Origin of the sequence: Enterococcus sp. AZ009 (assembly GCF_050548785.1) — a bacterium.
Taxonomy (GTDB): Bacteria; Bacillota; Bacilli; order Lactobacillales; family Enterococcaceae; genus Enterococcus_D; species Enterococcus_D entomosocium.
The window spans coordinates 2,290,188-2,315,348 of the sequence record NZ_CP172960.1 but is presented as its reverse complement, the minus strand read 5'-3'; the positions used below and the strand labels follow the sequence as shown (position 1 = coordinate 2,315,348).

Annotated in this window: 27 protein-coding genes; 26 read left to right on the top strand and 1 reads right to left on the bottom strand. The window is 42.3% G+C overall.

What is annotated here, in order from left to right:
* Positions 1-189: 189 nt before the first annotated feature.
* The 20 genes from IGJ74_RS11135 (at position 190) to IGJ74_RS11040 (ending at position 18,081) form a co-directional block, all read left to right on the top strand.
* Positions 190-1,254 (top strand): M24 family metallopeptidase, encoded by a 1,065-nt coding sequence (locus tag IGJ74_RS11135; protein ID WP_005235349.1) that lies wholly within the window; start codon positions 190-192, stop codon positions 1,252-1,254.
* 209 nt (positions 1,255-1,463) lie between these two features.
* Positions 1,464-1,889, top strand: coding sequence for an Asp23/Gls24 family envelope stress response protein (locus tag IGJ74_RS11130; protein ID WP_005225770.1), 426 nt, complete (start codon positions 1,464-1,466; stop codon positions 1,887-1,889).
* Positions 1,882-2,346, top strand: a complete 465-nt coding sequence (gene nusB, locus IGJ74_RS11125; RefSeq protein ID WP_016612245.1) for a transcription antitermination factor NusB — start codon at positions 1,882-1,884, stop codon at positions 2,344-2,346. Before IGJ74_RS11130 ends, nusB begins: the two co-directional genes overlap by 8 nt.
* Before the next feature lie 293 nt (positions 2,347-2,639).
* Positions 2,640-3,491 (top strand): bifunctional methylenetetrahydrofolate dehydrogenase/methenyltetrahydrofolate cyclohydrolase, encoded by an 852-nt coding sequence (locus tag IGJ74_RS11120; RefSeq protein ID WP_005235351.1) that lies wholly within the window; start codon positions 2,640-2,642, stop codon positions 3,489-3,491.
* A complete protein-coding gene (gene xseA / locus IGJ74_RS11115; protein WP_061054263.1) occupies positions 3,492-4,844 on the top strand; it encodes an exodeoxyribonuclease VII large subunit in 1,353 nt (450 codons plus the stop codon).
* Complete coding sequence (locus IGJ74_RS11110) at positions 4,825-5,046, top strand: exodeoxyribonuclease VII small subunit (protein ID WP_061054262.1); 222 nt, start codon at positions 4,825-4,827, stop codon at positions 5,044-5,046. The genes xseA and IGJ74_RS11110 overlap by 20 nt, the downstream gene beginning before the upstream one ends.
* Positions 5,043-5,939 (top strand): polyprenyl synthetase family protein, encoded by an 897-nt coding sequence (locus IGJ74_RS11105; RefSeq protein ID WP_005235358.1) that lies wholly within the window; start codon positions 5,043-5,045, stop codon positions 5,937-5,939. Before IGJ74_RS11110 ends, IGJ74_RS11105 begins: the two co-directional genes overlap by 4 nt.
* Entirely contained in the window at positions 5,936-6,757 is an 822-nt protein-coding gene (locus IGJ74_RS11100) for a TlyA family RNA methyltransferase (RefSeq protein WP_016620449.1), read from the top strand. Before IGJ74_RS11105 ends, IGJ74_RS11100 begins: the two co-directional genes overlap by 4 nt.
* Positions 6,758-6,854: 97 nt before the next feature.
* On the top strand, positions 6,855-7,304 hold the full coding sequence (gene argR / locus IGJ74_RS11095; RefSeq protein WP_005235362.1) for an arginine repressor: 450 nt from the start codon (positions 6,855-6,857) through the stop codon (positions 7,302-7,304).
* Between the two features lie 15 nt (positions 7,305-7,319).
* Complete coding sequence (gene recN, locus IGJ74_RS11090) at positions 7,320-8,993, top strand: DNA repair protein RecN (RefSeq protein ID WP_005235363.1); 1,674 nt, start codon at positions 7,320-7,322, stop codon at positions 8,991-8,993.
* A 96-nt stretch (positions 8,994-9,089) separates the two neighbouring features.
* The gene (locus tag IGJ74_RS11085; protein WP_218192959.1) at positions 9,090-9,821 is read left to right on the top strand and encodes an alpha/beta hydrolase; all 732 of its coding nucleotides are present in this window, start codon (positions 9,090-9,092) and stop codon (positions 9,819-9,821) included.
* A 399-nt stretch (positions 9,822-10,220) separates the two neighbouring features.
* Entirely contained in the window at positions 10,221-11,075 is an 855-nt protein-coding gene (locus IGJ74_RS11080) for a phosphate ABC transporter substrate-binding protein PstS (RefSeq protein ID WP_304414150.1), read from the top strand.
* A 97-nt stretch (positions 11,076-11,172) separates the two neighbouring features.
* On the top strand, positions 11,173-12,093 hold the full coding sequence (gene pstC, locus IGJ74_RS11075) for a phosphate ABC transporter permease subunit PstC (RefSeq protein ID WP_005235375.1): 921 nt from the start codon (positions 11,173-11,175) through the stop codon (positions 12,091-12,093).
* Complete coding sequence (pstA, locus tag IGJ74_RS11070; protein WP_008378478.1) at positions 12,093-12,977, top strand: phosphate ABC transporter permease PstA; 885 nt, start codon at positions 12,093-12,095, stop codon at positions 12,975-12,977. Before pstC ends, pstA begins: the two co-directional genes overlap by 1 nt.
* Before the next feature lie 13 nt (positions 12,978-12,990).
* Positions 12,991-13,797: a phosphate ABC transporter ATP-binding protein PstB gene (pstB, locus tag IGJ74_RS11065; RefSeq protein ID WP_005225783.1), complete on the top strand. Its 807-nt coding sequence runs from the start codon at positions 12,991-12,993 to the stop codon at positions 13,795-13,797.
* 31 nt (positions 13,798-13,828) lie between these two features.
* On the top strand, positions 13,829-14,587 hold the full coding sequence (pstB, locus tag IGJ74_RS11060; RefSeq protein WP_005235379.1) for a phosphate ABC transporter ATP-binding protein PstB: 759 nt from the start codon (positions 13,829-13,831) through the stop codon (positions 14,585-14,587).
* An 11-nt stretch (positions 14,588-14,598) separates the two neighbouring features.
* Positions 14,599-15,276: a phosphate signaling complex protein PhoU gene (phoU, locus tag IGJ74_RS11055; protein ID WP_008378477.1), complete on the top strand. Its 678-nt coding sequence runs from the start codon at positions 14,599-14,601 to the stop codon at positions 15,274-15,276.
* Between the two features lie 525 nt (positions 15,277-15,801).
* A complete protein-coding gene (gene liaX / locus IGJ74_RS11050) occupies positions 15,802-17,364 on the top strand; it encodes a daptomycin-sensing surface protein LiaX (RefSeq protein WP_016612240.1) in 1,563 nt (520 codons plus the stop codon).
* A gap of 49 nt (positions 17,365-17,413) precedes the next feature.
* Positions 17,414-17,722: a PspC domain-containing protein gene (locus IGJ74_RS11045; RefSeq protein ID WP_016612239.1), complete on the top strand. Its 309-nt coding sequence runs from the start codon at positions 17,414-17,416 to the stop codon at positions 17,720-17,722.
* On the top strand, positions 17,722-18,081 hold the full coding sequence (locus IGJ74_RS11040) for a phage holin family protein (RefSeq protein ID WP_005225788.1): 360 nt from the start codon (positions 17,722-17,724) through the stop codon (positions 18,079-18,081). Before IGJ74_RS11045 ends, IGJ74_RS11040 begins: the two co-directional genes overlap by 1 nt.
* A 63-nt stretch (positions 18,082-18,144) precedes the next feature.
* On the opposite strand, the gene IGJ74_RS11035 is transcribed toward IGJ74_RS11040, so the two are convergent.
* Positions 18,145-19,845 (bottom strand): M3 family oligoendopeptidase, encoded by a 1,701-nt coding sequence (locus tag IGJ74_RS11035; RefSeq protein WP_008378475.1) that lies wholly within the window; start codon positions 19,843-19,845, stop codon positions 18,145-18,147.
* A gap of 157 nt (positions 19,846-20,002) precedes the next feature.
* Here IGJ74_RS11035 and hprK point away from each other — a divergent pair, with 157 nt between their 5' ends.
* The 6 genes from hprK (at position 20,003) to IGJ74_RS11005 (ending at position 25,103) form a co-directional block, all read left to right on the top strand.
* Positions 20,003-20,938 (top strand): HPr(Ser) kinase/phosphatase, encoded by a 936-nt coding sequence (gene hprK / locus IGJ74_RS11030; protein ID WP_005235388.1) that lies wholly within the window; start codon positions 20,003-20,005, stop codon positions 20,936-20,938.
* Between the two features lie 14 nt (positions 20,939-20,952).
* Entirely contained in the window at positions 20,953-21,783 is an 831-nt protein-coding gene (lgt, locus tag IGJ74_RS11025) for a prolipoprotein diacylglyceryl transferase (RefSeq protein WP_005235390.1), read from the top strand.
* 75 nt (positions 21,784-21,858) lie between these two features.
* Positions 21,859-22,887 carry an NAD(P)H-dependent glycerol-3-phosphate dehydrogenase gene (locus tag IGJ74_RS11020; RefSeq protein WP_430608418.1) on the top strand — a complete coding sequence of 343 codons (1,029 nt, stop codon included), beginning with the start codon at positions 21,859-21,861 and terminating at the stop codon, positions 22,885-22,887.
* Between the two features lie 17 nt (positions 22,888-22,904).
* A complete protein-coding gene (galU, locus tag IGJ74_RS11015; protein WP_008378473.1) occupies positions 22,905-23,822 on the top strand; it encodes a UTP--glucose-1-phosphate uridylyltransferase GalU in 918 nt (305 codons plus the stop codon).
* A 160-nt stretch (positions 23,823-23,982) separates the two neighbouring features.
* On the top strand, positions 23,983-24,408 hold the full coding sequence (locus IGJ74_RS11010; RefSeq protein ID WP_005235398.1) for a DUF948 domain-containing protein: 426 nt from the start codon (positions 23,983-23,985) through the stop codon (positions 24,406-24,408).
* A gap of 14 nt (positions 24,409-24,422) precedes the next feature.
* Complete coding sequence (locus IGJ74_RS11005) at positions 24,423-25,103, top strand: YtxH domain-containing protein (protein WP_005235400.1); 681 nt, start codon at positions 24,423-24,425, stop codon at positions 25,101-25,103.
* The last annotated feature ends 58 nt before the right edge of the window (positions 25,104-25,161 follow it).

Below are 25,161 nucleotides of genomic sequence, written 5' to 3'. Positions count from 1 at the left end.
GGGTTGCTTTTTTTGTGGATTAAAGTTATCTAGAAAAGAACAACGAGAGAGCCAACTAGAGTCTTTTTAAAACACCATTCTTTAGGTTCGTATTGTTTGATTTTTTAGAAAACTTTTCGCTTACTTTCCGCTTTTTCTGGAAGTTTGTTATAATACTATCGTATAGAACAAGAAAGTAGGGAACGATACATGTTAAGAGTTGAAAAATTACGTGAAGCAATGAGAAAAGATTCGATTGATGGGTTCTTGATCACCAGCCCATACAATTTGCGTTACTTGACAAACTTTACTGGTACAACTGGTTTAGCAGTCATTACGTTGGACAAAGCTTTTTTTGTAACAGATTTCCGATATACAGAGCAAGCAGCTGCCCAAGCCCAAGGATTTGAGATCGTAAAAAATAGTGGACCGATTTTTGAAGAAGTTGCAACTATCTGCCAAAAGGAAGAAATCAATGTCTTAGCATTTGAAGAAAGTTTCGTCAGCTTTGCTGAATACTCCGTCTTAGAAGACTTGATTGAGGAATCCTCATTAGCTCCTGTATCTGGTATGATCGAGGCATTGCGGGAAGTCAAAGATGAGGAAGAGATCGCATTGATCCAACAAGCCTGCCATATCGCCGATCAAGGGTTCGAACATATTTTGAAAATGATCCGCCCAGGGATGACCGAAATCGAAGTGGCGAATCAGTTAGATTTCTTTATGCGTTCATTAGGTGCCACAAGCGTATCTTTTGAAACGATCGTGGCCAGTGGTCTTCGTTCAGCAATGCCCCATGGGGTTGCCAGTGAAAAAGTGATTGAACAAGGCGATCTGATCACGTTAGACTTTGGCTGTTACTATCAAGGCTATGTGTCTGATATGACCAGAACTTTTGCTGTGGGGGATCCTGGCGATAAATTGAAAGAAATCTATCAAATCGTGCTAGAAGCACAAGAAAAAGTCTTGGCAGCAGCAAAACCTGGAATGACCGGAATTGAACTAGATGCGATCGCCCGGGATCACATAGCTTCCTTTGGCTACGGGGATGCTTTTGGTCATTCAACAGGCCATGGGATTGGTTTAGAAATCCACGAAGGACCAAATGTCTCCTTCCGTGCTGATAAAGCATTTGTTGTCGGAAACGTCATTACAGATGAACCAGGCATCTATCTTCCAGGAATTGGCGGCGTTCGTATCGAGGATGATCTTTTGATCACTGAAACTGGTAATAAAGTGTTGACACATTCACCGAAAGAATTGATCATTCTCTGATTCATCGACCTTGTTTTTCAGAAAATTCATTGAGAATAGTGGGTTATTATAGATTCTCAGTGCAGAAAATGATAAACTTAGAGCGAGAAGAAACACTGTGCCATGGATGTTATTGATTGAATCAAGCGCTGGCTTGCTTCAAACGGAAAAAACGAGCGATTTTTTTACAAACAATACGGTACAGCTGTTTAGAATGGAGGCAAAAACGTATGAATGAAGATAAAAACCTTGTATTAAATGCAAGTCCTGAATTAGGCGAAATCGTCATCGCGCCAGAAGTGATCGAGATCATTATTGGGATCGCTGCTTCTAAAGTGGAAGGTGTCTATGGGATGCGAGGAACACTGGCAAACAGTGTCACTGAATTACTAGGCCGCGCAGCTCATGGCAAAGGAGTCTACTTAACGATCGATGAAACAGGGATCAAAGTGGATATCTACTGCTATATCACTTATGGGATGTCAGTGCCTAAAGTGGCAATGGAGATCCAAGAACGGGTCAAACAGCAAGTCTTATTTATGACAGATGTGCAACTGGCTGAAGTAAATGTTCATGTTGTGGCAGTCGTGCCAGAAAAAGTAGATTTACCAGACATCGAAGAATTATTTGGAAACGACGAGGAAGAAAATGAGTAAAGAATTATCACGGCATGAAATACGGAAAATGGCGTTACAAGCTTTATTTCCACTAGACTTTAACAAAGATTTAACGAAACAAGATGCCATCATGCATGCCATCGAGTTGGAACACCATGAATTGATTGATGAAGAACAAGAGCATTTTGTCCCTGTTTATTTAGATCAATTAGTGGCAGGTGTCTGTCATTACAAAGAAGCCTTGGATGAAGTCATTCAAAGTCATCTAAAAGCCGGTTGGAAAATCCAGCGTTTATCAAAAATGGACGTGACGATTTTACGAATCGCTTTGTTTGAAATGATCTATGTGGATAATGTGCCGAATCGTGTGGCTTTGAATGAAGCGATCGAATTAGCGAAAACCTTTAGTGACGATCAGTCAAGAAAGTTTGTCAACGGTATTTTATCGACAGTCAATCAAGAGCTAGAAACAAAAAACAACCAAGTAAGTGAGTAATTTTCAGCCTTAACACTATCGAACAAAAGAAAACAGCCTTTATTCGATCGAGGCAGAAACCGAACGATTTATGAGCAACCGCCTTGTTTTGACGGTCCTGCTTGATCGTTCGGTTTTTTTGCATACACTTTGTCGGTTTGACCTCGTTTTTTCCGAAAAAAGGGAGCCTTAGACGGTGTTTTTCTTTTCAGAAAATGCTATGATAGAAAACATGAAGAAGCAGATCGACAAACGATTGGTGCGTTTCTTTTTACAAAATAAGTCAGTATAATCAGGTTGGAGGAGTTGTCAGAATGGGTACATTGATCAATGGAAAAGAATTGGCTGAAAAAATGCAAGCGGCGTTTCTTTCAGAGACAGCAACACTAAAAGAGCAGGGTGTGACACCGGGATTAGTTGTTTTACTTGTTGGAGAAGACAAAGCAAGCCAGACTTATGTGAAAAATAAAGAACTAGCTGCGGCGAAAATCGGCATCAATTCCCGTGTTGCCCGCTATCCTGAATCCATTACTGAGGCAGAATTATTAGCAGAAATCGAACAGTTCAATAACGATGATGCCTTTCACGGCATTTTGGTTCAACTTCCTTTGCCAAAACATATCAATGAAGAAAAAGTGCTGTTAGCCATCAAACCGGAAAAAGATGTCGACGGTTTTCATCCAATCAATTTAGGAAAATTATTTGCCGGTGTACCTGACCGAATTCCTTGTACCCCTTATGGCATCATGAAAATGTTTGCTGCATATGGGATCGAATTGGAAGGGAAAAATGCTTTAGTTATCGGCCGCAGCAACATTGTCGGAAAACCGATGGCGCACTTGCTCTTAGGGGCAAATGCCACCGTGACTATTGCTCATTCAAAAACCAAAAATCTGCCTGAGTTAGCGAAGCAAGCGGACATTTTAGTCGTGGCGATCGGCCGCGGTCATTTTGTCACAAAAGACTTCGTAAAAGAAGGGGCCGTGGTGATCGATGTAGGAATGAATCGGGATGCCAATGGCAAGTTGATCGGCGATGTGAAATTTGATGAAGTCGAACCGATCGCTAGCTATATCACCCCGGTACCTAGAGGTGTAGGACCAATGACGATCACGATGTTGATGGCCCAAACGATCGAGGCAGCAAAGGAGACAATGAAAAACTAAATGGCGCAAGAATATTTAACGGTGACCGCATTAACAAAATATATCAAGCGTAAGTTTGACGTCGATCCGTATCTAGAGCGGGTTTATTTGACGGGGGAGATCTCCAATTTTCGTCGTCGCCCCAATCACCAATACTTTAGTTTGAAGGATGATGGTGCAAAAATTTCGACCGTCATGTTCAAAGGCGCTTTTGACAAGTTGCGCTTTCAACCAGAAGAGGGCATGAAAGTCATGGCGGTTGGGCGTATCACTCTGTATGAGGCAAGCGGAAATTACCAGATGGTGATCGATCATATGGAACCAGACGGTGTCGGCGCTCTTTATCAAGCCTATGAACAATTAAAGCAGAAATTGGCAGCAGAAGGTTTATTTTCTGCACCGAAGCAGTCCTTGCCGAAATACCCGAAACGCATCGCAGTTTTGACCAGTCCTAGTGGGGCGGTGATCAGAGATATCATCACGACGACACAGCGGCGTTACCCCATTGCTCAAATCGTTTTGTATCCAACCGTGGTACAAGGCAATAAAGCTGCGGATGATGTGGTGAAAAATATCCAACGAGTCGAAGCCGATGGGACCTTTGATACTATGATCATCGGACGTGGGGGTGGATCGATCGAGGACCTCTGGCCTTTCAATGAAGAACGAGTGGCAAGAGCCATTTTTGATGCAAAAACCCCCATTATTTCTTCAGTGGGGCATGAAACCGATACGACGATTGCCGATTTAGTGGCGGATGTACGGGCGGCAACTCCGACCGCCGCTGCCGAATTAGCGGTGCCAGTGCTGTCGGAGGAGATTTTGCGGATCGAAGAAAGACAAGCCCGATTAGAGCAAGCATTTATGCACCAGATCCAGTACAAACAAGAACGCTATCAGCGAGTGATTGGATCGTATGTTTTTCGACAACCAGAGCGCTTGTATGAGGCACAGTCGATCAAACTCGATCAGTTGCAGCAGCGGATGCAGCAAGGCTTGCAAACCTTGCTTTATGACAAGGATCGCCAGGCACAGCAATTGATTTCACGGTTGGTCCAACAACAACCAAAAGCGCGATTACAAGCCAGCAATCAAGAGGTCAGCTATCTTTCTCAACGCTTAACGAAAGCCATGAAAGATATTTATGCGGCAAAAGAAAATCAATTTGCAAATGCAGTCCAATCCCTTGATTTGTTAAGCCCACTAAAAATCATGGGACGCGGCTACAGCTATACCACGAAAAATGAGCAGGTGATCAAATCGATTGATGCGATCGAGCCAGAAGATCAGCTGACGATCCATTACCAAGATGGCCAAGCGCTTGTCGAAGTTATTAGTACAGAAGGAGTTAATCATGGCAAATCCAACATTTGAAGAATCATTACAAGAATTAGAACAAATTGTAACCCGTTTGGAACAAGGGGATGTTCCCTTAGAAGAGGCACTAGATGCTTTTCAAAAAGGGATGGTTTTGAGTAAGCTATGCAAGGACACTTTGAGTAAAGCAGAAAAGTCCTTAACAAAAATGATGACAGAATCTAACGAAGAAGTGCCTTTTGAAGAGGAAAACCAATGAGTGCTTTAACAGAATTCACAAAAGAACACGCCCCATTGATTGAAGAAGTCATGGAGCGCTTTGTCAAAGAACACACCTCTGATCAACGATTGTTTAAAAGCATGCAGTATTCGATCCAAGCTGGCGGCAAACGTATTCGCCCGCTTTTATTGGCAGCAACAGTCGCCGCTTTTCACAAACCCGTCAATACCGCGGTGTACCAGTGTGCGGCAGCCCTAGAAATGGTGCATACGTATTCGCTGATCCATGATGATCTGCCAGCAATGGACAACGATGATCTGCGTCGAGGCAAACCTACCAACCATAAGGTTTTTGGTGAAGCTTTAGCGATTTTAGCTGGAGATGGTCTTTTGACGGCTGCATTTCAATTAGTCGCTATGGCGGAGATCGAAGCCAATCAAAAAGTCTTGCTGCTGCAGCAATTGAGTAAAGCGGCGGGAACACAAGGCATGGTCGCCGGCCAAGCAGCTGATATTCAAGGAGAAAACCAAGCCCTTAGTCTTGAGGAACTGATGTCCATTCATGAACGGAAAACTGGAGAATTGATCCGCTTTGCGGTGATTGCTGGAGGTGTCTTAGCCGACCAGACGGAAGAAGTTCTGCATGAATTGGATCGCTTTGCCCAGCATATTGGGTTAGCCTTTCAAATTCGCGACGATCTGCTGGATGCCACTAGTACGACCGAAGAGCTAGGCAAAGTTGTCCGTCGAGATGACGAATTGGCGAAAAGTACCTATCCTGCTTTACTTGGCTTAGCAGGCGCGCAGCAAGCCTTGACAGAAGAATTAGGCAAGGCCAAAGAAATTCTGGCGCAATTAAGTCAATACGGTCAATTTACGCCGGATGTTTTATTGGCATTTGTGGAACGATTTGAGATTCGAGGGAACGCATGAAGAAAGAACGAGTAGATGTTTTAGCTGTCCAGCAAGGCCTGTTTGAGACCCGAGAGCAAGCCAAACGGGGAGTGATGGCTGGATTGGTGTACAAAGAAAAAAATAATGAGCGCCTAGATAAGCCGGGAGAAAAAATTGCCGCAGATACGCTGCTGCAGATCAAAGGCAAAAAGCTGCCTTATGTTTCTCGTGGTGGTCTCAAGTTAGAAAAAGCACTCAAAGTCTTTGATTTTGACGTAACCGATAAAATCATGTTAGACATCGGCGCATCCACCGGTGGTTTTACTGATGCGGCATTGCAAAATGGTGCCAAAAAAAGCTATGCATTGGATGTCGGTTACAATCAGTTAGCCTGGAAGCTGCGGCAAGATGAGCGAGTGATCGTAATGGAGCGGGTCAACTTCCGTTATGCAAAACCAACTGATTTTTTAGACGGTCTTCCAGATGCCGCTACGATCGATGTTTCTTTTATTTCACTTAAACTGATTTTACCCCCGCTATATGATATTTTGGTAGCGGATGGCGAAGTGATGGCGCTGATTAAACCGCAATTTGAAGCGGGCAAAGAAGCAGTCGGGAAAAATGGGATCGTTCGTGATCCCAAAACCCATGAACGAGTTTTGGAGGAAGTACTAGCATTTGCTAAGAAAACAAACTTCGATGTCTTAAACCTAAGTTTTTCACCAATCACTGGTGGCGAAGGGAATATCGAGTTTATCGTACATTTAAAGAAAAGCCTGCAAGAAGGTACCGCAGCAGGGATCGATATCCCGAAAGTTGTTGCATCAGCACATGAGACCTTTCATCAACCAAAATAAAGAATGGAAGAGAGTGGACATTTTACTTGTCGGCTCTCTTTCTTTCTTGCGCAAAATAGGATAAAATTAGTAGGAATTCATTCAGGAGGAACAAGAGATGAGAAAAAAAGAACGGCATCGCTTGATTACACGATTGTTAAGTGAACAAGATATTCAGAAACAAGAAGATTTTGTCGAGTTGTTAAAAGATCGCGGCGTCTCAGTCACACAAGCAACCATATCAAGAGATATCAAGGAATTGAAGTTAGTGAAAGTTCCTTCCCAAAAAGGTGGCTATCGCTACAGTATCCCGCAAGAGACAACGGAAGACGTGAGTGGTAAACTAGATAAAATCCTAAAAACGGCTTTTGTTTCTGTCGATCGAATGGACAAATTTGTGATCCTGCGCACACTGCCCGGCAATGCCTCGGCTTTGGCGAATTTAATCGATAAACGTTATGCCAAGGAATTATTTGGCACGTTAAACGATGATGACAACGTCTTGATGATCACTAGAACAGAAGCAGATACCGAGAACCTATTCAGGGATTTCCAACGTTACGTTTAGAAGAGGAGGCAAGGGATGCTTTTAGAATTGTCGATCCAAAATTTTGCGATTATTTCCAACTTGCACTTATCTTTCCATGAGGGAATGACGGCACTGACAGGTGAGACAGGTGCCGGGAAATCAATTATTATCGATGCGATGGGTTTGCTAGCAGGCGGTAGAGGTTCCAGCGACTATTTGCGTCAAGGAGCAGAGAAATGCCGTTTAGAAGGGATCTTCGAATGGCCGAATCAGCAGGAGTTCAAAGACTTGACCGCAGATTTAGGTATTGATGAAGAAGAAGTTTTGATCGTACAACGAGATATCTCTCAATCGGGGAAAAATATTTGTCGTGTCAATGGTCGAACCGTTACCTTGTCGGTTTTGCGTCAAATCGGTTTATTCTTGGTCGATATCCAAGGACAAAATGAGCATCAAGAGCTGCTGCAGCCAGAAAAACATTTGACCTTGATGGATGGGTTTGGGGATGATAGCTTTAAAGCGGAGCTTGCGGATTACCGTCAAGCCTATCAAAGCTATCGCTCTTTAGAAAAACACGTCAGGACCATTCAAGAAAATGAACAGCTATATGTCCAGCGAATGGACATGTTGCGTTTTCAACAAGAAGAAATCGCCCAAGCAGAATTGATGGAAAATGAAGAAGAACTGCTGATCGATGAACGAGAAAAACTGACCAATTATCAAAAAATCGTGGATGCTCTAGGGCAAAGCTATGGTGCCTTATCTGCCGAAGAAGTCAATAGCCTAGATGGGGTCAGTGTAGCTTTATCCGAGATCCAGTCAATCGCCCATCTTGATCCGGCTTACGAAAAAATCAGTGAAGTGATCCAAAGTGCGTATTACTTGTTGCAAGATGCAGCTACTGATATTTCGCGGCAAGTCGACAATCTTGAATTAGATGAAGGCCGACTGGAAGAAGTCATTTCGCGGCTGGAAACGATTCGTCAATTGAAGCGCAAATACGGGGAGTCGATTCCTGTGATTCTTGCTTACTATGATGAGATCAGTAAAGAAATCAGCGAGTCTGCCTATACAGAAGGTCAGTTGGAGCAATTAGAAGAAGAGCTTGCCCAAAAAGCTGAAGCAGTTTGGCAGCTGGCGGAAGCCTTGCACGTCAAACGACGTGAACTGGCTCATCGTTTAGAAAAAGAAATCGTTCAAGAGTTAAAAGAGCTGTATATGGAGCACGCACAATTTGAAGTACGGTTTGCACCTGGCTCAAAACAATTGAGTAGCAGCGGATTTGACACCGTAGAATTTTATTTGACCACAAATCCTGGTGAAGGCATGAAGCCGTTGGTGCGGGTTGCTTCTGGGGGAGAACTTTCACGGATCTTACTGGCCCTCAAATCAATTTTCTCTCGGAAACAAGGAATCACCAGTATTGTTTTTGACGAAGTTGATACTGGGGTCAGTGGCCGAGTAGCCCAAGCAATTGCTGAAAAAATCGCCAAGATCGCAGCCAATTCGCAAGTTTTGTGTATCACTCACTTGCCGCAAGTAGCTGCTGTAGCGGATAATCAATATTTTATTGAAAAAGCAATTCAAGAAGGACGGACAGAAACCCACGTCCGTAAACTATCTAAAGAAGAACGGGTGGCAGAGATCGCCCGTATGCTCTCAGGTGCAGAAATCACCGATTTAACGATCGAACATGCACGAGAACTATTGGCACTTGCACACCGATAAAAATTGGGAAACATTCGTAGAAAGATTCAGGAGATGATGGACCAGCAAGTTTCGTCTGCCATCCTTTCCTGATCTTCTTTTTTGCAGGAGGATATGATGAGAAAAAGAACAAAAGTTTTGATTGGTGTATTGGTCACCGTTGTTATTTTAACTATTGCCGGTTGGATCGGTTGGCAACAACTACACTACCCAGCAGTTGATGCTGCAGTCACAGCTGCGAAAGAGGCAGAAGATGAGGGGAATGTCCTTTATTTTGCTGGAGATGAAGAAAAGCCATTGGTCATTTTCTATCCCGGTGCCCTTGTCGATGCGGAAAGCTATAGTGTATGGGCAGCAGGTTTAGCGGAAAAAGGCTATCCTGTCGCGATCGTTAAAATGCCCTTTAACATGGCTGTTTTATCAGGCAATCGTGCAGAAGAGGTCTTGAAAGAAATTCCCCATAACTCCTATGTTATTGGTGGTCATTCATTAGGTGGGGTAATGGCGAGCCGTTTTGCAGCGAATCAATTGGCTGCAAACGACAAGGATTTAAAAGGGGGCTTTTTCTTCGCAAGCTATCCCGATGAAAAAGGGTCTTTGGCTGATCAGTCGATTTCTGTGCTATCGTTGACAGGGAGTCAAGATCAGGTGGTCAATCAAGAAAATTGGCAAGCTGCCCGTAGCTTCCTTCCAGAATCTACCACGTTCCAAACGATCGAAGGCGGCAATCATGCTGGCTTTGGTACCTATGGGTTACAAAAAGGAGAAGCCGCCGCTGATTTATCAAATGAAGCACAGCAAAAAGCCATCGTTGAGCAGATGGCTGCGTGGCTAAGTGAATTAGAGTAAAAAAAGACGGCAGAAGATGCATAGAAATGCTTCTTTCTGCCGTTTCGATTCAACAGACATTTTGGGGAAATGTTGATGAAATCGTGAAAACGCTGAACATAACAACATATTGTACTTGATTGGGGAAGCAAGATTAATAATTATGTTCTTTTAAAATACGTTTCCTCTCACAGTATAGCATAGCATACCTTCTGGATGCACGTAATTTAATTAAGAAATTCTGTCATTTTTTTTACGAAACAGTTATTTTGAAAAAGAAAAAAAGCGTTTTAAATAAACGAACGGACGCTGTTCCAGAAAAAAAAGCAAATAATAATTTTCATTAAATTCAACTAATGGTAAAATGAAAATAATTGATTTTTAAGATCAATGACTTACGAAAGTACAAGGAGCGTTATGATGAAAAAATTTAAACTTCTAAGTCCTATTATCGGATTGGTTATTTTACTCTCAGGATGTGCAAGCTGGGCAGATAGAGGAGAATCGATCACCGCAGTCGGTTCCTCTGCTTTGCAGCCGCTAGTAGAAACAGTTGCAGAAGAATTTCAAAACTCAAATCCAGGACGGTTCATCAATGTCCAAGGAGGCGGAAGCGGAACCGGACTAAGTCAAGTCCAAGTGGGTGCAGTCGATATCGGAAATTCTGATTTGTTTGCGGAAGAAAAGCCAGGAATCGATGCTGATGCCCTTGTTGATCATCGGGTGGCAACGGTGGGAATCACACCAATCGTTAACAAAGGAGTTGGTATCACAGACATTTCCACAGAAGATCTAAAAAATATCTTCTTAGGAAAGATCACCAATTGGAGCGAAGTCGGTGGAAATGATCTGCCGATCGTTTTATTGAACCGGGCGACAGGTAGTGGTACGAGAAGCACGTTTGAAAAATGGATCATGGATGGCGAAACCGCTATTCCTTCTCAAGAGCAAGATTCTAGTGGGATGGTACGCTCGATCGTTTCTGATACACCAGGGGCTATTAGCTACGTTGCATTTTCTTATGTGACTGATGAAGTCAATGTCCTTTCAATTGATGGCGTTGAACCTACGATTGAAAATGTGACGACGAATGATTGGAAAGTTTGGGCGTATGAGCATATGTATACAAAAGGAGAACCAACCGGATTAACTGCTGAGTTTTTAGAATATATGCTTTCTGACGAAGTCCAAGAGCATATCGTTGGGGATCTAGGCTATATTCCAATTTCCATCATGCAGGTGGAAAGAGACTGGGAAGGCAACATTGTTGAATAATCTTTACACAAAATTTACACAAGCTTTAACAGAAATTGATGTTGAACCGATAAACTAATGGTTATGAGTTTAGTTTGATTTTTGAGGAGGAACCCTCGTGGAAAATGTAAAAGAAGTGTTAACAAAAAAATCTAAGCGCGCAAGAATGGAACAAAGAGGAAAACTAATCAGTTTTCTTTGTATCGCGTTGATTGTTTTGGTTGTGATCTCCATTTTTTATTTCGTTGCTAGCCGAGGATTAGCGACATTCTTTGTAGACAAAGTCAATGTGTTTGACTTTTTGTTTGGTACCCAATGGAATCCGAGTGCTGTGGGACCTGATGGACAACCGTTAGTTGGTGCCTTGCCGATGATTCTAGGATCGTTCTTCGTAACGTTCTTATCAGCGATCGTGGCAACACCTTTTGCCATCGGTGCAGCCGTCTTTATGGTAGAAATCTCACCTCGTAATGGAGAGAAGATCTTGCAGCCGGTCATCGAACTTTTAGTCGGTATCCCTTCAGTTGTTTATGGATTCATCGGTTTGTCTGTCGTTGTACCAGCAGTCCGCTCCGTTTTTGGCGGTACTGGTTTTGGGATCTTGGCAGGGACGTTTGTCCTGTTTATCATGATCTTACCGACAGTGACTACGATGACTGTCGACGCTTTGCGGGCAGTTCCACGGCATTATCGTGAAGCTTCGTTAGCTTTAGGTGCGACTCGCTGGCAAACGATTTACAAAGTTGTTTTACGAGCAGCTGTTCCTGGTATTTTAACAGCGGTTGTTTTTGGAATGGCGCGGGCGTTTGGTGAAGCATTGGCGATTCAAATGGTTATTGGTAATGCGGCATTGATGCCAACTAGCTTAGTGACACCAGCTTCAACATTGACTTCTATCCTAACGATGGGTATCGGAAATACGATCATGGGGACAGTCCAAAATAATGTTTTATGGTCATTAGCCTTGATCTTGTTATTGATGTCCTTACTATTTAACATTGTTATTCGCTTTATTGGGAAGAAAGGAGCCTTGAAATAATGAATGCAAAACGTTCAGATAAAATTGCTACCGGCGTCTTGTATGCCGTTGCTGGAATCATTGTTTTGATTTTGGCTTCCTTATTACTGTACATTTTGGTTCGGGGGGTTCCTCACATTAGCTGGGAATTTCTGACCTCTTCTTCAAAAGCGTATCAAGAAGGCGGCGGGATCGGCATCCAATTGTTCAATTCCCTTTACTTGCTTTTAGTAACAATGATCATTAGCTTCCCGATTTCTTTAGGAGCGGGGATCTACTTATCAGAGTATGCAAAGAAAAACTGGTTAACGGATATCATTCGGACATCGATCGAGATTTTGAGCTCACTGCCTTCAGTGGTTGTCGGTCTCTTTGGTTTCTTAGTCTTTGTTATTCAGTTTGGTTATGGCTTTTCAATTATTTCTGGTGCCTTGGCATTGACCTTCTTCAATTTGCCACTATTGACGAGAAATGTAGAAGAATCACTTCAAGCGATTCATTACACGCAACGTGAAGCAGGCTTGTCTCTTGGGTTGTCACGTTGGGAAACGGTCACACGCATCATTGTTCCAGAAGCAACACCAGGGATTTTGACTGGGGTCATTCTAAGTTCTGGTCGGATTTTTGGTGAAGCGGCAGCGCTGATCTATACTGCAGGACAAAGTGCACCGGCCCTTGATTTTACAAACTGGAATCCATTGAGTGTTTCCAGCCCGATCGGTCTTTTCCGACAAGCGGAGACGCTGGCAGTCCATATTTGGAAAATCAATACAGAGGGCACGATGCCTGATGGCGCACAAGTTTCAGCTGGAGCTTCGGCAGTATTGATCATTGCCGTCTTGCTATTTAACTTTGGCGCCCGTGCAGCTGGCAAACGGTTGTACAAGAAAATGACGTCAGCATAAGGAGAATGACAGTATGAACGATTACAATTGGGATGATCGAAATATCATTACCTTCGATAAACCAGAAGATGTGGCGCTTTATACCACTGACTTGCATGTATGGTATGGATCAAATGAAGCCATCAAAGGCATTGATCTACAATTTGAAAAGAATAAAATCACCGCATTGATCGGTCCCTCTGGTTGCGGAAAATCAACGTATCTGCGTTCCTTGAATCGAATGAATGACGGAATCGCAAATACGAGAGTCACAGGAAACATCATGTACAAAGGGGTCGACGTGAACACGAAAGAAGTCGATGTCTTCGAAATGCGTAAGCGGATCGGCATGGTTTTCCAACGACCAAACCCTTTCAGTAAATCCATCTATGACAACATCGCCTTTGCTTTGCGACGTCATGGAGAAAGAAACAAAAAGAAATTGGATGAAGCAGTCGAAACCAGCTTGAAACAAGCCGCACTTTGGGATCAAGTAAAGGACAGCTTAGACAAAAGTGCTTTGGCATTGTCCGGTGGACAGCAGCAACGTCTGTGTATCGCTCGAGCAATTGCGATGAAACCAGATATTTTGCTTCTAGATGAACCAGCTAGTGCCCTTGACCCCATCTCAACCGGGACAGTGGAAGAAACTCTTATCAACTTGAAAAACGACTATTCAATCATCATCGTGACCCACAACATGCAGCAAGCTGCTCGGATCAGCGATTATACCGCCTTTTTCTACTTAGGAAATGCGATCGAGTACGATGAGACCCGTAAGATATTTACTCGTCCAAAAATTAAAGCAACAGAAGATTACGTATCCGGTCATTTTGGCTGAGCCGATTCGATCAGTAAACGGAGGCAAAACAATGGCAGAAGAAATTATTACATCGAAAGATCTGCATTTATACTACGGAAAAAAAGAAGCATTAAAAGGAATCGACCTTTCCATCAAAAAAGGCGAGATCACTGCGATGATCGGTCCTTCAGGTTGTGGGAAATCGACCTACTTGCGTTCTCTTAATCGAATGAATGATTTGATCCCTGGTGTGACAATTACAGGAAGTGTTGTCTATAAAGGGAAAGACATTTATAGTCCGAAGCAAGACATCGTTGATTTGCGTAAAGAAATCGGGATGGTTTTTCAGCAACCGAATCCATTTCCCTTTTCAATTTACGAAAATGTGATTTATGGGTTAAAATTAAAAGGAGTCACGGACAAGGCGATTCTTGATAAGACGGTAGAGGAAAGCTTGAAAGCAGCGTCTGTCTGGGAAGATGTCAAAGACAAACTTCACCAAAGTGCGCTATCTTTATCCGGTGGACAACAGCAGCGGGTATGCATCGCTCGGGTATTGGCTGTCGATCCAGAAATCATTTTGCTGGATGAACCAACCAGTGCGTTAGACCCAATTTCATCTGGGAAAATCGAGAATACCCTTTTGGCACTGAAAGAACGCTATACCATGATCATCGTGACTCACAACATGTCACAAGCTTCAAGAATCTCAGATAAAACCGCGTTCTTTTTGGACGGCAACTTGATCGAGTTCAATGACACGAAAAAAGTGTTCCTAAGTCCAAGCAAAAAAGAAACAGAAGATTATATCTCAGGAAGATTTGGTTAGGAGGAAAAGGGATGTTGCGTACACAGTTTGAAGAAGAATTATTAAATCTACACAATCAATTTTATGAGATGGGGATGCTAGTCAGCAGCGCGATCCACAAATCCGTACGAGCATATGTCAGACATGATAAAGCAATTGCTCAAGAAGTGATTGAAAATGATTTGGCGATCAACAATATGGAAGTTCGTTTGGAGAAAAAGAGCTTTGAAATGATTGCTTTGCAACAACCAGTAACCACCGATCTACGAATGATCATTACTGTAATGAAAGCCAGCTCTGACTTGGAACGAATGGGAGACCATGCAGTATCGATCGCGAAGTCAACGATTCGGGTCAAAGGTGAAACACGGATCGCCGAAATCGAAAAAGAAATTTCTGATATGTCGGATTATGTGAAGAAAATGGTCGATAATGTTTTAGTTGCCTATGTAAAAACTGACCAAGAAGATGCCCGTATGATCGCCCAAATGGATGATCGGGTCAATGAGTATTACAAAGACATCTATTACAAAACGATCGAGAGTATGAAAGAAAATCCGGAAACCGTTGTTAGTGGAACCGATTATTTATCTGTTGCACAGTACTTAGAACGTATCGGTGACTACGTAACGAATATTTGTGAATGGATCGTGTATCTTGCTACTGGAAAAATCAGTGAATTGAATACAAACCGTACGGAAATGATTTAAGAAACCAGCTTAGGTTCTTGATCACTTATCTCTTTTAAAAGAGATGGGACAGACCGCCGAAAGAAGTTGACCTTTAAGGAGTAACTTCTCTCGGCGGTCTTTTTGATTTGGAAGAATCACTGAAATAGATGACGTGAACAAGATAGACAAATTATAAAATGGCTTCCCTAAAGATGGACAATGGAAATCGATTCTATCGTAACCGAATTTTTCAAGTTGAACCTTCTGCTCTTTTCATCCCCGACCCGCAGTGAAATGAACAATAGATCATTTACTCTAGCAGGCCTATTCCTCAAGGCTGCTATTAGCTGAAACTTTTGTTTCCAATGGTTTTTCGTGGTACTGTTAAGATAAGGAAGATCGTTTTGTGCCTAAAGTAATGAAGAAAAGTGCCGGTTCTGCTTGCCAATCTGCAGATTGAGAAAAACTTGGTACTTAAGACCTATGACACTTTTGCAAAAACAAGGCATAATAGGTTCGTAAGCTAAACTTGCAATCACACATTTGCTGAAGGAGGCAATTTCCATGAACGAAAGAGAACGTATATTGGATCTAGTAAAAAAAGGTGTGCTTTCTACAGAAGAAGCCTTAGATTTACTAGAAGGTATGGCAAAAGCCAAAGACGAAAAACAAATTAACAAAGCTGCTGCTGAGGTAACCGCGGATAAGAATGCGACAAGCCCATTTGATGATACTGAAAATGACGATGAGATGTTCACGTTTGACGGCGAAGAAAAACTTCGTCAAAACGAAGCGCAAGACAAAGAAAATCTTGAAAAGATTCTTGATGGCTTAGCAACGGAAGCCAACCAAGCATCTGCTGAGTTGGACGAAATCAATGCTGAAATTCTTGGCGTCAAAGAAGAATTAAAAGAAGCGCAAGAAACTCTGATGCAATTGAATACCAAAGAAGAATTGGATCAATTGTCAGAAGAGGAATTGGCAACACGTCATGAAACAGAAGCGACCATTACTGGCTTAGAAGAAACGTTAGATGGCTTAACCGAAGAAAAAGCAGAATTGGAAGCAAAACTAAAAAATATTCGCAAAGACCAATGGTCTCAAACGAAAGAGAAAATCTCTCAAAAATTAGATATTCCAGAAGATTGGAAAGAGCAAGCGACCGATACTATCAATCAAGTAAGTGAAAAAATGGTCGATGCCAGCACCCACTTCGGACACTTCTTGAAGAAAACGGTTCGAGCAGTAACGGATTCTGTTAACGACAACATGGAATGGAAAGATATCAACTTGAAAGTTCCCGGTGTTGCAGCGACGAAATTTGAACACACATTCAGCTATGACGAAACGGCAGCGACATTGATCGATGTGAAGTTAGCCAACGGCAATGTTTCCTTCCAATTATGGGATGAACCAGGTGTCAAAGTAGATGCCAAAATCAAACTATATGGTAAAATGGATGCGGCGGAGCCTTTCGATGCTTTTGAAGCAAGAAGCCAAATCAATGTCGATGATGAACGCATCTCCTTCCAAATTCCAAACAAACGCATTCGTGCCGATCTGGTTTTCTATTTACCAAAACGTACCTATGATCATGTAGCAGTAAAACTATTGAACGGAAATGTTACATTCAATGAATTGGATGCAAAAGATGTTTATACAAAATCAACAAATGGCAATATCGATTTCCGCAAAGTAAACGCATCGATGTTAGAGATTGAAGGCGTGAATGGAACGATCACTGTTCAAGAGGGTGAGATTTTAGATGCCATCATCGAAACAGTGAATGGCGACGTGACGTTGACAGCCACACCACAAAACACCGGTATTTCTTTAGTAAACGGCAATATCCGTGTGACCTACAAAGAAGAAACGGTCCAAAAATTAAACGCCAGCTCTGTAAATGGCAATGTTAAAGTAGCATTACCTGCAGGGATCGGTTTTGAAGGGATCGCCAAAACAAGTTTAGGTAGCATTAACAATCGCTTAAGTGAGATGGAAGTTGTACGGGAGAAAAAAGAACGCCTAAACCAACTATTGCAATTCCGTCGGGTTGCCGATAAAGTCGCACAAATCGATCTATCCACAACAACAGGAAATGTCTTTATCAAAGATACAGATAAATAAGAATAGTTGAGTATACACTCATTAAAGAAAAGAAGGAAGGTGTAGATAAATGAACAAAAAATTAACAAAATCAGCCAATAACGTTGTCATTACAGGGACTCTAGGGGGTCTGGCAGAATACTTGCGAATCGATCCAACTATCGTTCGCGTGATCTATGTCTTTCTATCTTTAGTGACTGCTGGGTTCCCTGGAATCACTTTATATATCATCATGGCGGTCTTGATTCCTTCAGGACGCAAGAGCTCCTCAGGATATGGTCATGACAATCGATATTACAAACAAAACAAATACAATGAAGCAAATCGTCCCCGTAAAGAAGCGGAAAAGGTAGAGGATGAGGACTGGAGTGACTTCTAGTGTCTTATTTTCAACGGCTTATCATGAATACACTGACGTTTGTCACATTGGCGGTTCTATTACCAAATATGATCCACGTTCAAAGCATTATGACTGCAGTGATCGCCAGTTTTGTACTGTCGATCCTGAATGCTTTGATTAAACCAATTCTGATCGTCATTTCATTTCCATTGACTTTACTGACGCTTGGGTTTTTCACCTTTGTGATCAATGCGCTCATGCTGAATTTGACTTCGTATTTTGTTGGGTCAGCCAACTTCGGCTTTTCCTCGTTTGGGGCTGCTTTATTAGTGGCACTGATCATGTCAGTGATCAATATGATCGTGACCGAACACCATATCGAAAAATATTCACGTTAAAAAGACGTTTCACGTTTTCTCCTACTAGCTACGAAGCTAGTGGAGAAACGGAAACGTCTTTTTTTAGTTTAACTGTTCTTCTTTGATGGCTGACAGATACGTATCTACTGCCTGTAAGGTTTCATCAAGCGCTCCTTTTTCAAAAGGTGAACGTAGATGAGCCAGAGCCAGGATCTCAAGAAATGTTTTCGTGCCGCCGACTTCGCAAATGGCCAAATAATCTTGCCAAGCGGTTTCGTCTTTTGCCACGATGAATCGATACCAAAATTGGAACGCACACACTTGTGCCAATGTGTAATCGATATAGTAGAAAGGTGATTCAAAAATATGCCCCTGTCTGAACCAATACAAGCCACGATCAAGGTCTGGATACTCTGAATAATCCCGTTCTGGACAGTATTGGCGCTCTAATTCCCGCCAACGGGCTTTGCGCTGTGATGGTGTCCATTCAGGATGCTCATAAACGTCTTGTTGGAAGTGATCTACTAAAACGCCATAAGGCAGAAATTGCAGGCTGCTAGCAAGATGCGCAAATTTGTATTTTTCTGTTTCTTCTCCAAAAAAGGCGTCCATCCATGGCCAAGCGATAAACTCCATCGACATTGAATGGATCTCGCAAGATTCATAATTTGGAAACAAAATTTCTGGTTCTTTGATCCAACGAGAGCGAAAGGCTTGAAAGGCGTGGCCAGCTTCGTGGGTCAAAACATCGACATCGCCCGAAGTACCGTTAAAGTTGGCAAAGATAAATGGCGATTGATATTCTTGGATAAAGGTACAGTAGCCGCCAGATTGTTTGCCTTTTTTGCTGAGGAGATCAAGCAAGTCATGTTCGACCATAAAGTCAAAAAATTCGCCAGTTTCAGGGGATAGTTCCTGATACATCACACGGGCTTTTTCCACTAGTTCTTCAGGTGTTCCTTTAGGCTCTGCGTTGCCACTAGGATAAACAAGTGGCAAGTCGGTAAAAGTTGCTTGTGCCAATTGATTACGCTGTGCCTGTCTTTGGTACAGTTTTTGGGTGATTGGGACGACTTTTTCTAAAATTTCACGACGATAGGTCTCAATCATTGAACGATCATAGTCCCAACGATTCATTTGGGTATCCGCAAAGGCGACGTAATTTTCAAAGCCGAGCTTGTGGGCGATCTCGGTACGAACCTTGACCATCTCGTCATAAATTTGATCAAAACGGTCTTCATTTTCCGTGAAGAAAGCCGTTTGCTTTTCAAACGCTTCTTTACGAACGCTGCGATCTTTATTTTCGGTAAATGGTCGCAGTTGTGCGAGGGTATAGGTTTCTCCTTGGAAGTCGATTTGGGCAGAAGCGACCAATTTGCTGTAATCGGAAGCCAATTGGTTTTCTTTTTGAAACAATTCGATCAAGGCATCATCAAAAAGCTTCACGCGGCTTTCGGCAAACAAGAAAAGTGTTTCTGGATATTCGGCTTTTAATTCATCTAAGACCGGTGAAGCCAAGAGTGCTTGATAGAATTGAAAATCCAGAGCTTCAAAATGAGGCTGGTATTCATTCCAGAAAGTGTCTTCTGTTTCATAAAAGGCATCGTTGGTATCGATCGAATAACGGATCGAAGCCAAGTTCATTGCGGTATCGATCGTTCCTCTTAGTTCGTTCAAAGCATCAAGAGCTTGCTTCGCCTCCGAGAAGGTATCGGCTGACTGAAGGTTTGCTAATGCTTTTTTGAATGTTTCTTGATAGACTGGAAAATCAGGGCGTTGATACGTGTATGCTGAAAATTTCATTAAAAATCCCTCCTTAGTAAAATAATAACACAAACGAAAAAGAATGAGGACTTCTATTGGCGAAGGTAGTAACTTTACTGATAGAATGATAAAATAGAACCAGAGTGTCGTTTACAAGAAGCAGCGGCAAGAATCATTGAGAAAAGAGGGAAAACCTATGGCAGAAACCGTCAAAGTCAGCGAGCTGGCGGAGGCTTTAAATTTAGAGATAGTTGAAGGAACTGAAAACAGTTTAGAAAGAGAAATCATTACCGGCGATATTTCCCGACCTGGTTTGGAATTGACGGGTTATTTTAATTACTATTCCCATGATCGTCTGCAATTATTCGGCAGCAAAGAGATCACCTTTGCGGAACGAATGATGCCAGAAGAACGCTTGATGGTGATGCGCAAAATGTGTGCCGATGATACACCGGGATTTATTGTTTCTCGCGGCTTGGAAGTACCAGCAGAAATGATTCAAGCCTGCAAAGAACATGAGATTACGATTCTACGTTCGCCCATCTCAACGTCACGTCTGCAAGGAGAGCTTTCTAGTTTTCTCGATGGGCGTTTAGCAACAAGAACCAGTGTCCATGGGGTATTAGTGGATGTCTATGGCTTGGGCGTTTTGATCCAAGGCGATAGCGGAATTGGTAAAAGCGAAACAGCATTAGAGTTGATCAAACGTGGGCATCGGTTGATCGCTGACGACCGTGTGGATGTGTATAAGCAAGATGAATTGACTTTGGTGGGGGAACCGCCGAAAATCTTGCAACACTTGATCGAGATCCGGGGAATCGGGATCATCGATGTCATGAATCTTTTTGGTGCCAGTGCCGTACGAGGGTATATGCAGGTTCAAGTAGCGGTGTATTTAGAAGCTTGGGCGAAAGACAAAAAGTATGATCGACTAGGAACCGATGATACGACGGTTGAAATTGGTGGCGTTGATGTACCACAAATCAAAATCCCCGTAAAAACTGGTCGAAATGTTGCGATCATTATCGAAGTTGCTGCCATGAATTTCCGGGCGAAAACGATGGGTTATGATGCTACGAAGACCTTTGAAAATCGATTGACGCAATTGATCGAAGAAAATTCTGGAAACTAGAGAGGATAAGATAGATGTTAGGTTTAGTAAATCGAGTCGCATTTGAACTATTTGGTTTGCCGATTTATTGGTATGCGATCATTATCGTATCAGGCGTGATCATTGCTATGTGGTTAAGCACGAGAGAGGCGGTTCGTGTCGGGCTCAAGCCAGATGATGTGACTGATTTTATGTTGATTGGATTGCCAGTATCGATCATTGGTGCACGGCTTTATTATATTCTATTTGACTTGCAATACTATATTGATGACCCAAGTCAAATTTTCAATATTCGGTCTGGTGGGATCGCTATCTATGGTGCATTGATCGCCGGGGGGATTTGGCTGTACTTTTTCTGCCAACGAAATTTTATTTCTCCCTGGACCTTTTTAGATATCGCCGCACCAAGTGTCCTATTGGCACAAGGCATCGGGCGTTGGGGCAACTTTATGAACCATGAAGCATTTGGAGCAGAAGTCAGCCGCTCCTTCTTAGAAAGTTTGTATATACCGAAATTTATTATCGATAATATGTATATCGACGAAGCGTATCGGCAGCCGACGTTTCTTTATGAATCGGTTTGGAATGTGATCGGATTTATCGTTTTGATTTTCTTGCGCAAGAAAACTGGGTTATTAAAAGAAGGCGAAGTTTTCTTGAGCTACTTAATTTGGTATGGGTTCGGACGCTTCTTTATTGAAGGAATGCGCACCGATAGTTTATACTTATTTGGGGATATCCGTGTGTCACAAGCACTTTCCGCTTTATTATTCTTTGGAGCGATTGGGCTATTGATCTGGCGTCGGAAAAACCAAACTTTAAAAGACTACAATCGCAGCTTTGGCAAAAACCAAACGATTATCTAAACAGTTATTTTATCGAAATTATGGTAAAATGATAAAGTGCATGAATTTGCGAAAAGGATAGAGGAGGTTTCCATAGTGAAACAGAAAATCGCCGTTTTAGGTCCCGGATCATGGGGGACTGCTTTGGCACAAGTCTTGTCTGAAAACGGACATGAAGTGACTATTTGGGGCAACAATCCCGCCCAAATCGATGAAATCAATACGTATCATACCAATCGGCATTATTTGCCTGATTTGAAATTACCTGAAAATATTTTAGGCTGCAAAAATCTAGAAGAGGCGATCCAAGGGGTAGATGCTGTCTTGTTTGTAGTACCAACCAAAGCGATTCGTGCCGTGGCACAAGAATTCACTAAGAAGACAACCGGTAAACCAGTCATCATCCATGCCTCAAAAGGATTAGAACAAGGCAGTCATAAACGAATCTCAGAAGTACTTGCCGAAGAGATCCCAGCCGATAAACGGCAAGAAATCGTTGTCCTGTCAGGACCATCACATGCCGAAGAAGTCGCTGTCCATGATATTACCACGATCACGGCAGCTTCAGAAAATGAATCGGCTGCTAAATATGTACAAGAGCTATTTATGAATGATTACTTTAGAATCTACACCAATAACGATGTGATCGGTGTCGAAACTGGCGCCGCGCTGAAAAACATCATCGCTATTGGTGCCGGAGCGATTGCTGGACTGGGCTTTGGGGATGATGCGAAGGCTGCGATCATGACCCGTGGGTTAGCAGAAATCAGTCGTCTCGGTGTGGCAATGGGTGCAAATCCATTAACCTTTATCGGATTGAGTGGTGTTGGCGATTTGATCGTCACGTGTACCAGTGTCCATTCGCGGAATTGGCGTGCCGGAAATCTATTAGGAAAAGGCCATAGCTTAGACGAAGTGTTAGACAATATGGGCATGATCGTTGAAGGAGTTTCAACCACCAAAGCTGCCCGCGAATTAGCAGAAGCTTTGTCAGTGGAAATGCCAATCACAGAAACGATTTATTCGGTCTTGTATGAAGGCAAAGACATCAAGCAAGCAGCTAAAGATATTATGCTGCGAGACGGCAAAGAAGAAAACGAATTTACGGTAGATCAATCATTATGATTAAAGGAGCGAGTCACATGAATGTCAAAAAAGCAGTTATCCCAGCAGCCGGTCTAGGTACCCGATTTTTACCAGCTACAAAGGCAATGGCAAAGGAAATGTTGCCGATCGTTGACAAACCAACGATCCAATTTATCGTGGAAGAAGCTTTACAATCAGGGATCGAAGATATTTTGATCGTAACAGGAAAAGCAAAGCGTCCGATCGAAGACCATTTCGATGCCAATTTAGAATTAGAGATGAATCTAAAAGAAAAAGGCAAGACAGAGCTTTTGAAATTAGTGGAAGAAACAACTGACGTAAATCTGCATTTCATTCGCCAATCTCATCCGAAAGGATTAGGCCATGCCGTATTACAGGCGCGGGCATTTGTCGGAAATGAACCGTTTGTAGTCATGCTAGGTGATGACTTGATGGAAGATCAAGTGCCATTGACGAAACAGCTGATCGATAATTATGAAAAAACGCATGCATCAACGATCGCTGTCATGGATGTTCCTCATGAAGATACATCAAAATACGGAATCATTGATCCTGGTATGGAAGTTGAAAAAGGCTTGTTCAATGTCAAAAACTTTGTTGAAAAACCAGCGCCAGAAAATGCGCCAAGTGATTTAGCAATTATTGGTCGCTACTTGCTGACCCCTGAAATTTTTGATATTTTAGCCAATCAGGAACCTGGTGCTGGCGGCGAGATCCAATTGACGGATGCCATCGACACATTAAACAAAACCCAACGCGTGTTTGCTCATCAATTTACCGGCAAGCGTTACGATGTAGGAGACAAGTTTGGTTTCTTAAAAACAAGTATTGAGTATGGTTTAGTACACCCTGAAGTCAAGGACAACTTGAAAGAGTATTTGATCGAGTTAGGAAAAGAACTAGCTCCGGCTCAAAAAGAAGTCAAAGAAGCACCGAAAGAGTCAAAAAAATAACAAAAACTCCTAAACAAGGCAATTTCTGATGAAATTGCTTTGTTTTTTTATTATTTCCTGTTGAAAGCGGATAATTTTCTTAAAAATGCAGTCTTTTATTTGTAGAAAGTGCAGTGAAATGCTATTCTTAATATAAGTAAATGGGGAAAGGAGCCATTCTATGTCAGGAGGAGAACTAGCTGCATTGATTGCTGCGATCGCATTTGTCGTATTGGTCATTTTCGTCGTTCGTTTGTTGATGCAAGTCAGCAAGACAATGACCAAAGTAGACAAAACGGTCGAAGAAGCAAACACAACCATCCGTGTCATTACCAAAGACGTTGATATTCTTTCAAAAGAGGTTGAAGGTCTTTTGGTAAAAACGAATGAGCTTTTACAAGATGTGAACGGAAAAGTCGCAACCATCGATCCTTTGTTCACAGCAGTTGCAGATCTAAGTACCAGTGTTTCAGAACTAAATGTTTCTGGAAAAAATTTAATTACGCGTGTGGGTAGTCTTGGCCGGACCACTGCCAAAGCAACGGTAGCTGGAAAAGTCGGTCAAACAGCCATGAAATTTTTCAAAGACAAAAATAACCAAAAATAAAAGGAGGACTTTCAATGAGTAAAAAAGGCGGATTTTTATTAGGAGCAATCATCGGAGGAACAGCGGCAGCAGCAGCAGCACTTTTGTTGGCGCCAGAATCTGGTAAAACATTAAGAAATAAATTAGCAAAACAAGCAGACGATTTATTAGATAAAGCATCTGATTATGGTGATTTAGCCAAAGAAAGAAGTACGGATCTTGTCGATATCGCTAAAGATAAAGCAGCAAAATTAAGCGAGCAAGCATCTGACTTTACCGGTTCTTTAACAGCGAAAGTCGATGACTTAAAAGAAACAGCAGCTGGTTCATCAGAAGAAACCGTTGAAGAGTTAAAGAAACAAGCAGGTGATCTATCAGAACGCTTCAAAAAATCAGCAAGCGATGTGAAAGAAACAGCGAAAGATGCCAAAGAAGATGCAGATGATACAGTCCAAGATATCATCATTGATGCAAAATCTTCTGCAGCGGATATGAAACAAACCGTCAAAGAAGGGGCACAAGAAGCAAAACCTGTAGTTGAAGAAGCCAAAAAAGACGGTCAAGCAGCCGCAGCTGATTTGAAAAAAGAAGCTGGAAAAGCAGCGGATGATGCCAAAAAAACAGCGAAAGCAGAAACAAAAGAAGCTAAAGCTGACTTGGAAGATGCAAAAGAAGAATTAAAAGATACATTAGAAAAAAACAATCCTGAAGCATAAGCAAGGATACAAAATTTGATTACTTTAAAAGATAAAAACGTTCGCCAGTTAAATCGGC

What these genes read in the sequence shown, in the direction of transcription:
- hprK (WP_005235388.1), top strand. Translation starts at nt 20,003, where the DNA reads ATGGCAGAAACCGTCAAAGTCAGCGAGCTGGCGGAGGCTTTAAATTTA.
- IGJ74_RS11010 (WP_005235398.1), top strand. Translation starts at nt 23,983, where the DNA reads ATGTCAGGAGGAGAACTAGCTGCATTGATTGCTGCGATCGCATTTGTC.
- IGJ74_RS11130 (WP_005225770.1), top strand. Translation starts at nt 1,464, where the DNA reads ATGAATGAAGATAAAAACCTTGTATTAAATGCAAGTCCTGAATTAGGC.
- pstB (WP_005225783.1), top strand. Translation starts at nt 12,991, where the DNA reads ATGAACGATTACAATTGGGATGATCGAAATATCATTACCTTCGATAAA.
- pstB (WP_005235379.1), top strand. Translation starts at nt 13,829, where the DNA reads ATGGCAGAAGAAATTATTACATCGAAAGATCTGCATTTATACTACGGA.
- IGJ74_RS11005 (WP_005235400.1), top strand. Translation starts at nt 24,423, where the DNA reads ATGAGTAAAAAAGGCGGATTTTTATTAGGAGCAATCATCGGAGGAACA.
- phoU (WP_008378477.1), top strand. Translation starts at nt 14,599, where the DNA reads ATGTTGCGTACACAGTTTGAAGAAGAATTATTAAATCTACACAATCAA.
- IGJ74_RS11110 (WP_061054262.1), top strand. Translation starts at nt 4,825, where the DNA reads ATGGCAAATCCAACATTTGAAGAATCATTACAAGAATTAGAACAAATT.
- IGJ74_RS11035 (WP_008378475.1), bottom strand. Translation starts at nt 19,845, where the DNA reads ATGAAATTTTCAGCATACACGTATCAACGCCCTGATTTTCCAGTCTAT.
- pstA (WP_008378478.1), top strand. Translation starts at nt 12,093, where the DNA reads ATGAATGCAAAACGTTCAGATAAAATTGCTACCGGCGTCTTGTATGCC.
- argR (WP_005235362.1), top strand. Translation starts at nt 6,855, where the DNA reads ATGAGAAAAAAAGAACGGCATCGCTTGATTACACGATTGTTAAGTGAA.
- IGJ74_RS11080 (WP_304414150.1), top strand. Translation starts at nt 10,221, where the DNA reads ATGAAAAAATTTAAACTTCTAAGTCCTATTATCGGATTGGTTATTTTA.
- nusB (WP_016612245.1), top strand. Translation starts at nt 1,882, where the DNA reads ATGAGTAAAGAATTATCACGGCATGAAATACGGAAAATGGCGTTACAA.
- IGJ74_RS11105 (WP_005235358.1), top strand. Translation starts at nt 5,043, where the DNA reads ATGAGTGCTTTAACAGAATTCACAAAAGAACACGCCCCATTGATTGAA.
- recN (WP_005235363.1), top strand. Translation starts at nt 7,320, where the DNA reads ATGCTTTTAGAATTGTCGATCCAAAATTTTGCGATTATTTCCAACTTG.
- galU (WP_008378473.1), top strand. Translation starts at nt 22,905, where the DNA reads ATGAATGTCAAAAAAGCAGTTATCCCAGCAGCCGGTCTAGGTACCCGA.
- IGJ74_RS11100 (WP_016620449.1), top strand. Translation starts at nt 5,936, where the DNA reads ATGAAGAAAGAACGAGTAGATGTTTTAGCTGTCCAGCAAGGCCTGTTT.
- lgt (WP_005235390.1), top strand. Translation starts at nt 20,953, where the DNA reads ATGTTAGGTTTAGTAAATCGAGTCGCATTTGAACTATTTGGTTTGCCG.
- IGJ74_RS11085 (WP_218192959.1), top strand. Translation starts at nt 9,090, where the DNA reads ATGAGAAAAAGAACAAAAGTTTTGATTGGTGTATTGGTCACCGTTGTT.
- IGJ74_RS11120 (WP_005235351.1), top strand. Translation starts at nt 2,640, where the DNA reads ATGGGTACATTGATCAATGGAAAAGAATTGGCTGAAAAAATGCAAGCG.
- IGJ74_RS11045 (WP_016612239.1), top strand. Translation starts at nt 17,414, where the DNA reads ATGAACAAAAAATTAACAAAATCAGCCAATAACGTTGTCATTACAGGG.
- xseA (WP_061054263.1), top strand. Translation starts at nt 3,492, where the DNA reads ATGGCGCAAGAATATTTAACGGTGACCGCATTAACAAAATATATCAAG.
- liaX (WP_016612240.1), top strand. Translation starts at nt 15,802, where the DNA reads ATGAACGAAAGAGAACGTATATTGGATCTAGTAAAAAAAGGTGTGCTT.
- IGJ74_RS11135 (WP_005235349.1), top strand. Translation starts at nt 190, where the DNA reads ATGTTAAGAGTTGAAAAATTACGTGAAGCAATGAGAAAAGATTCGATT.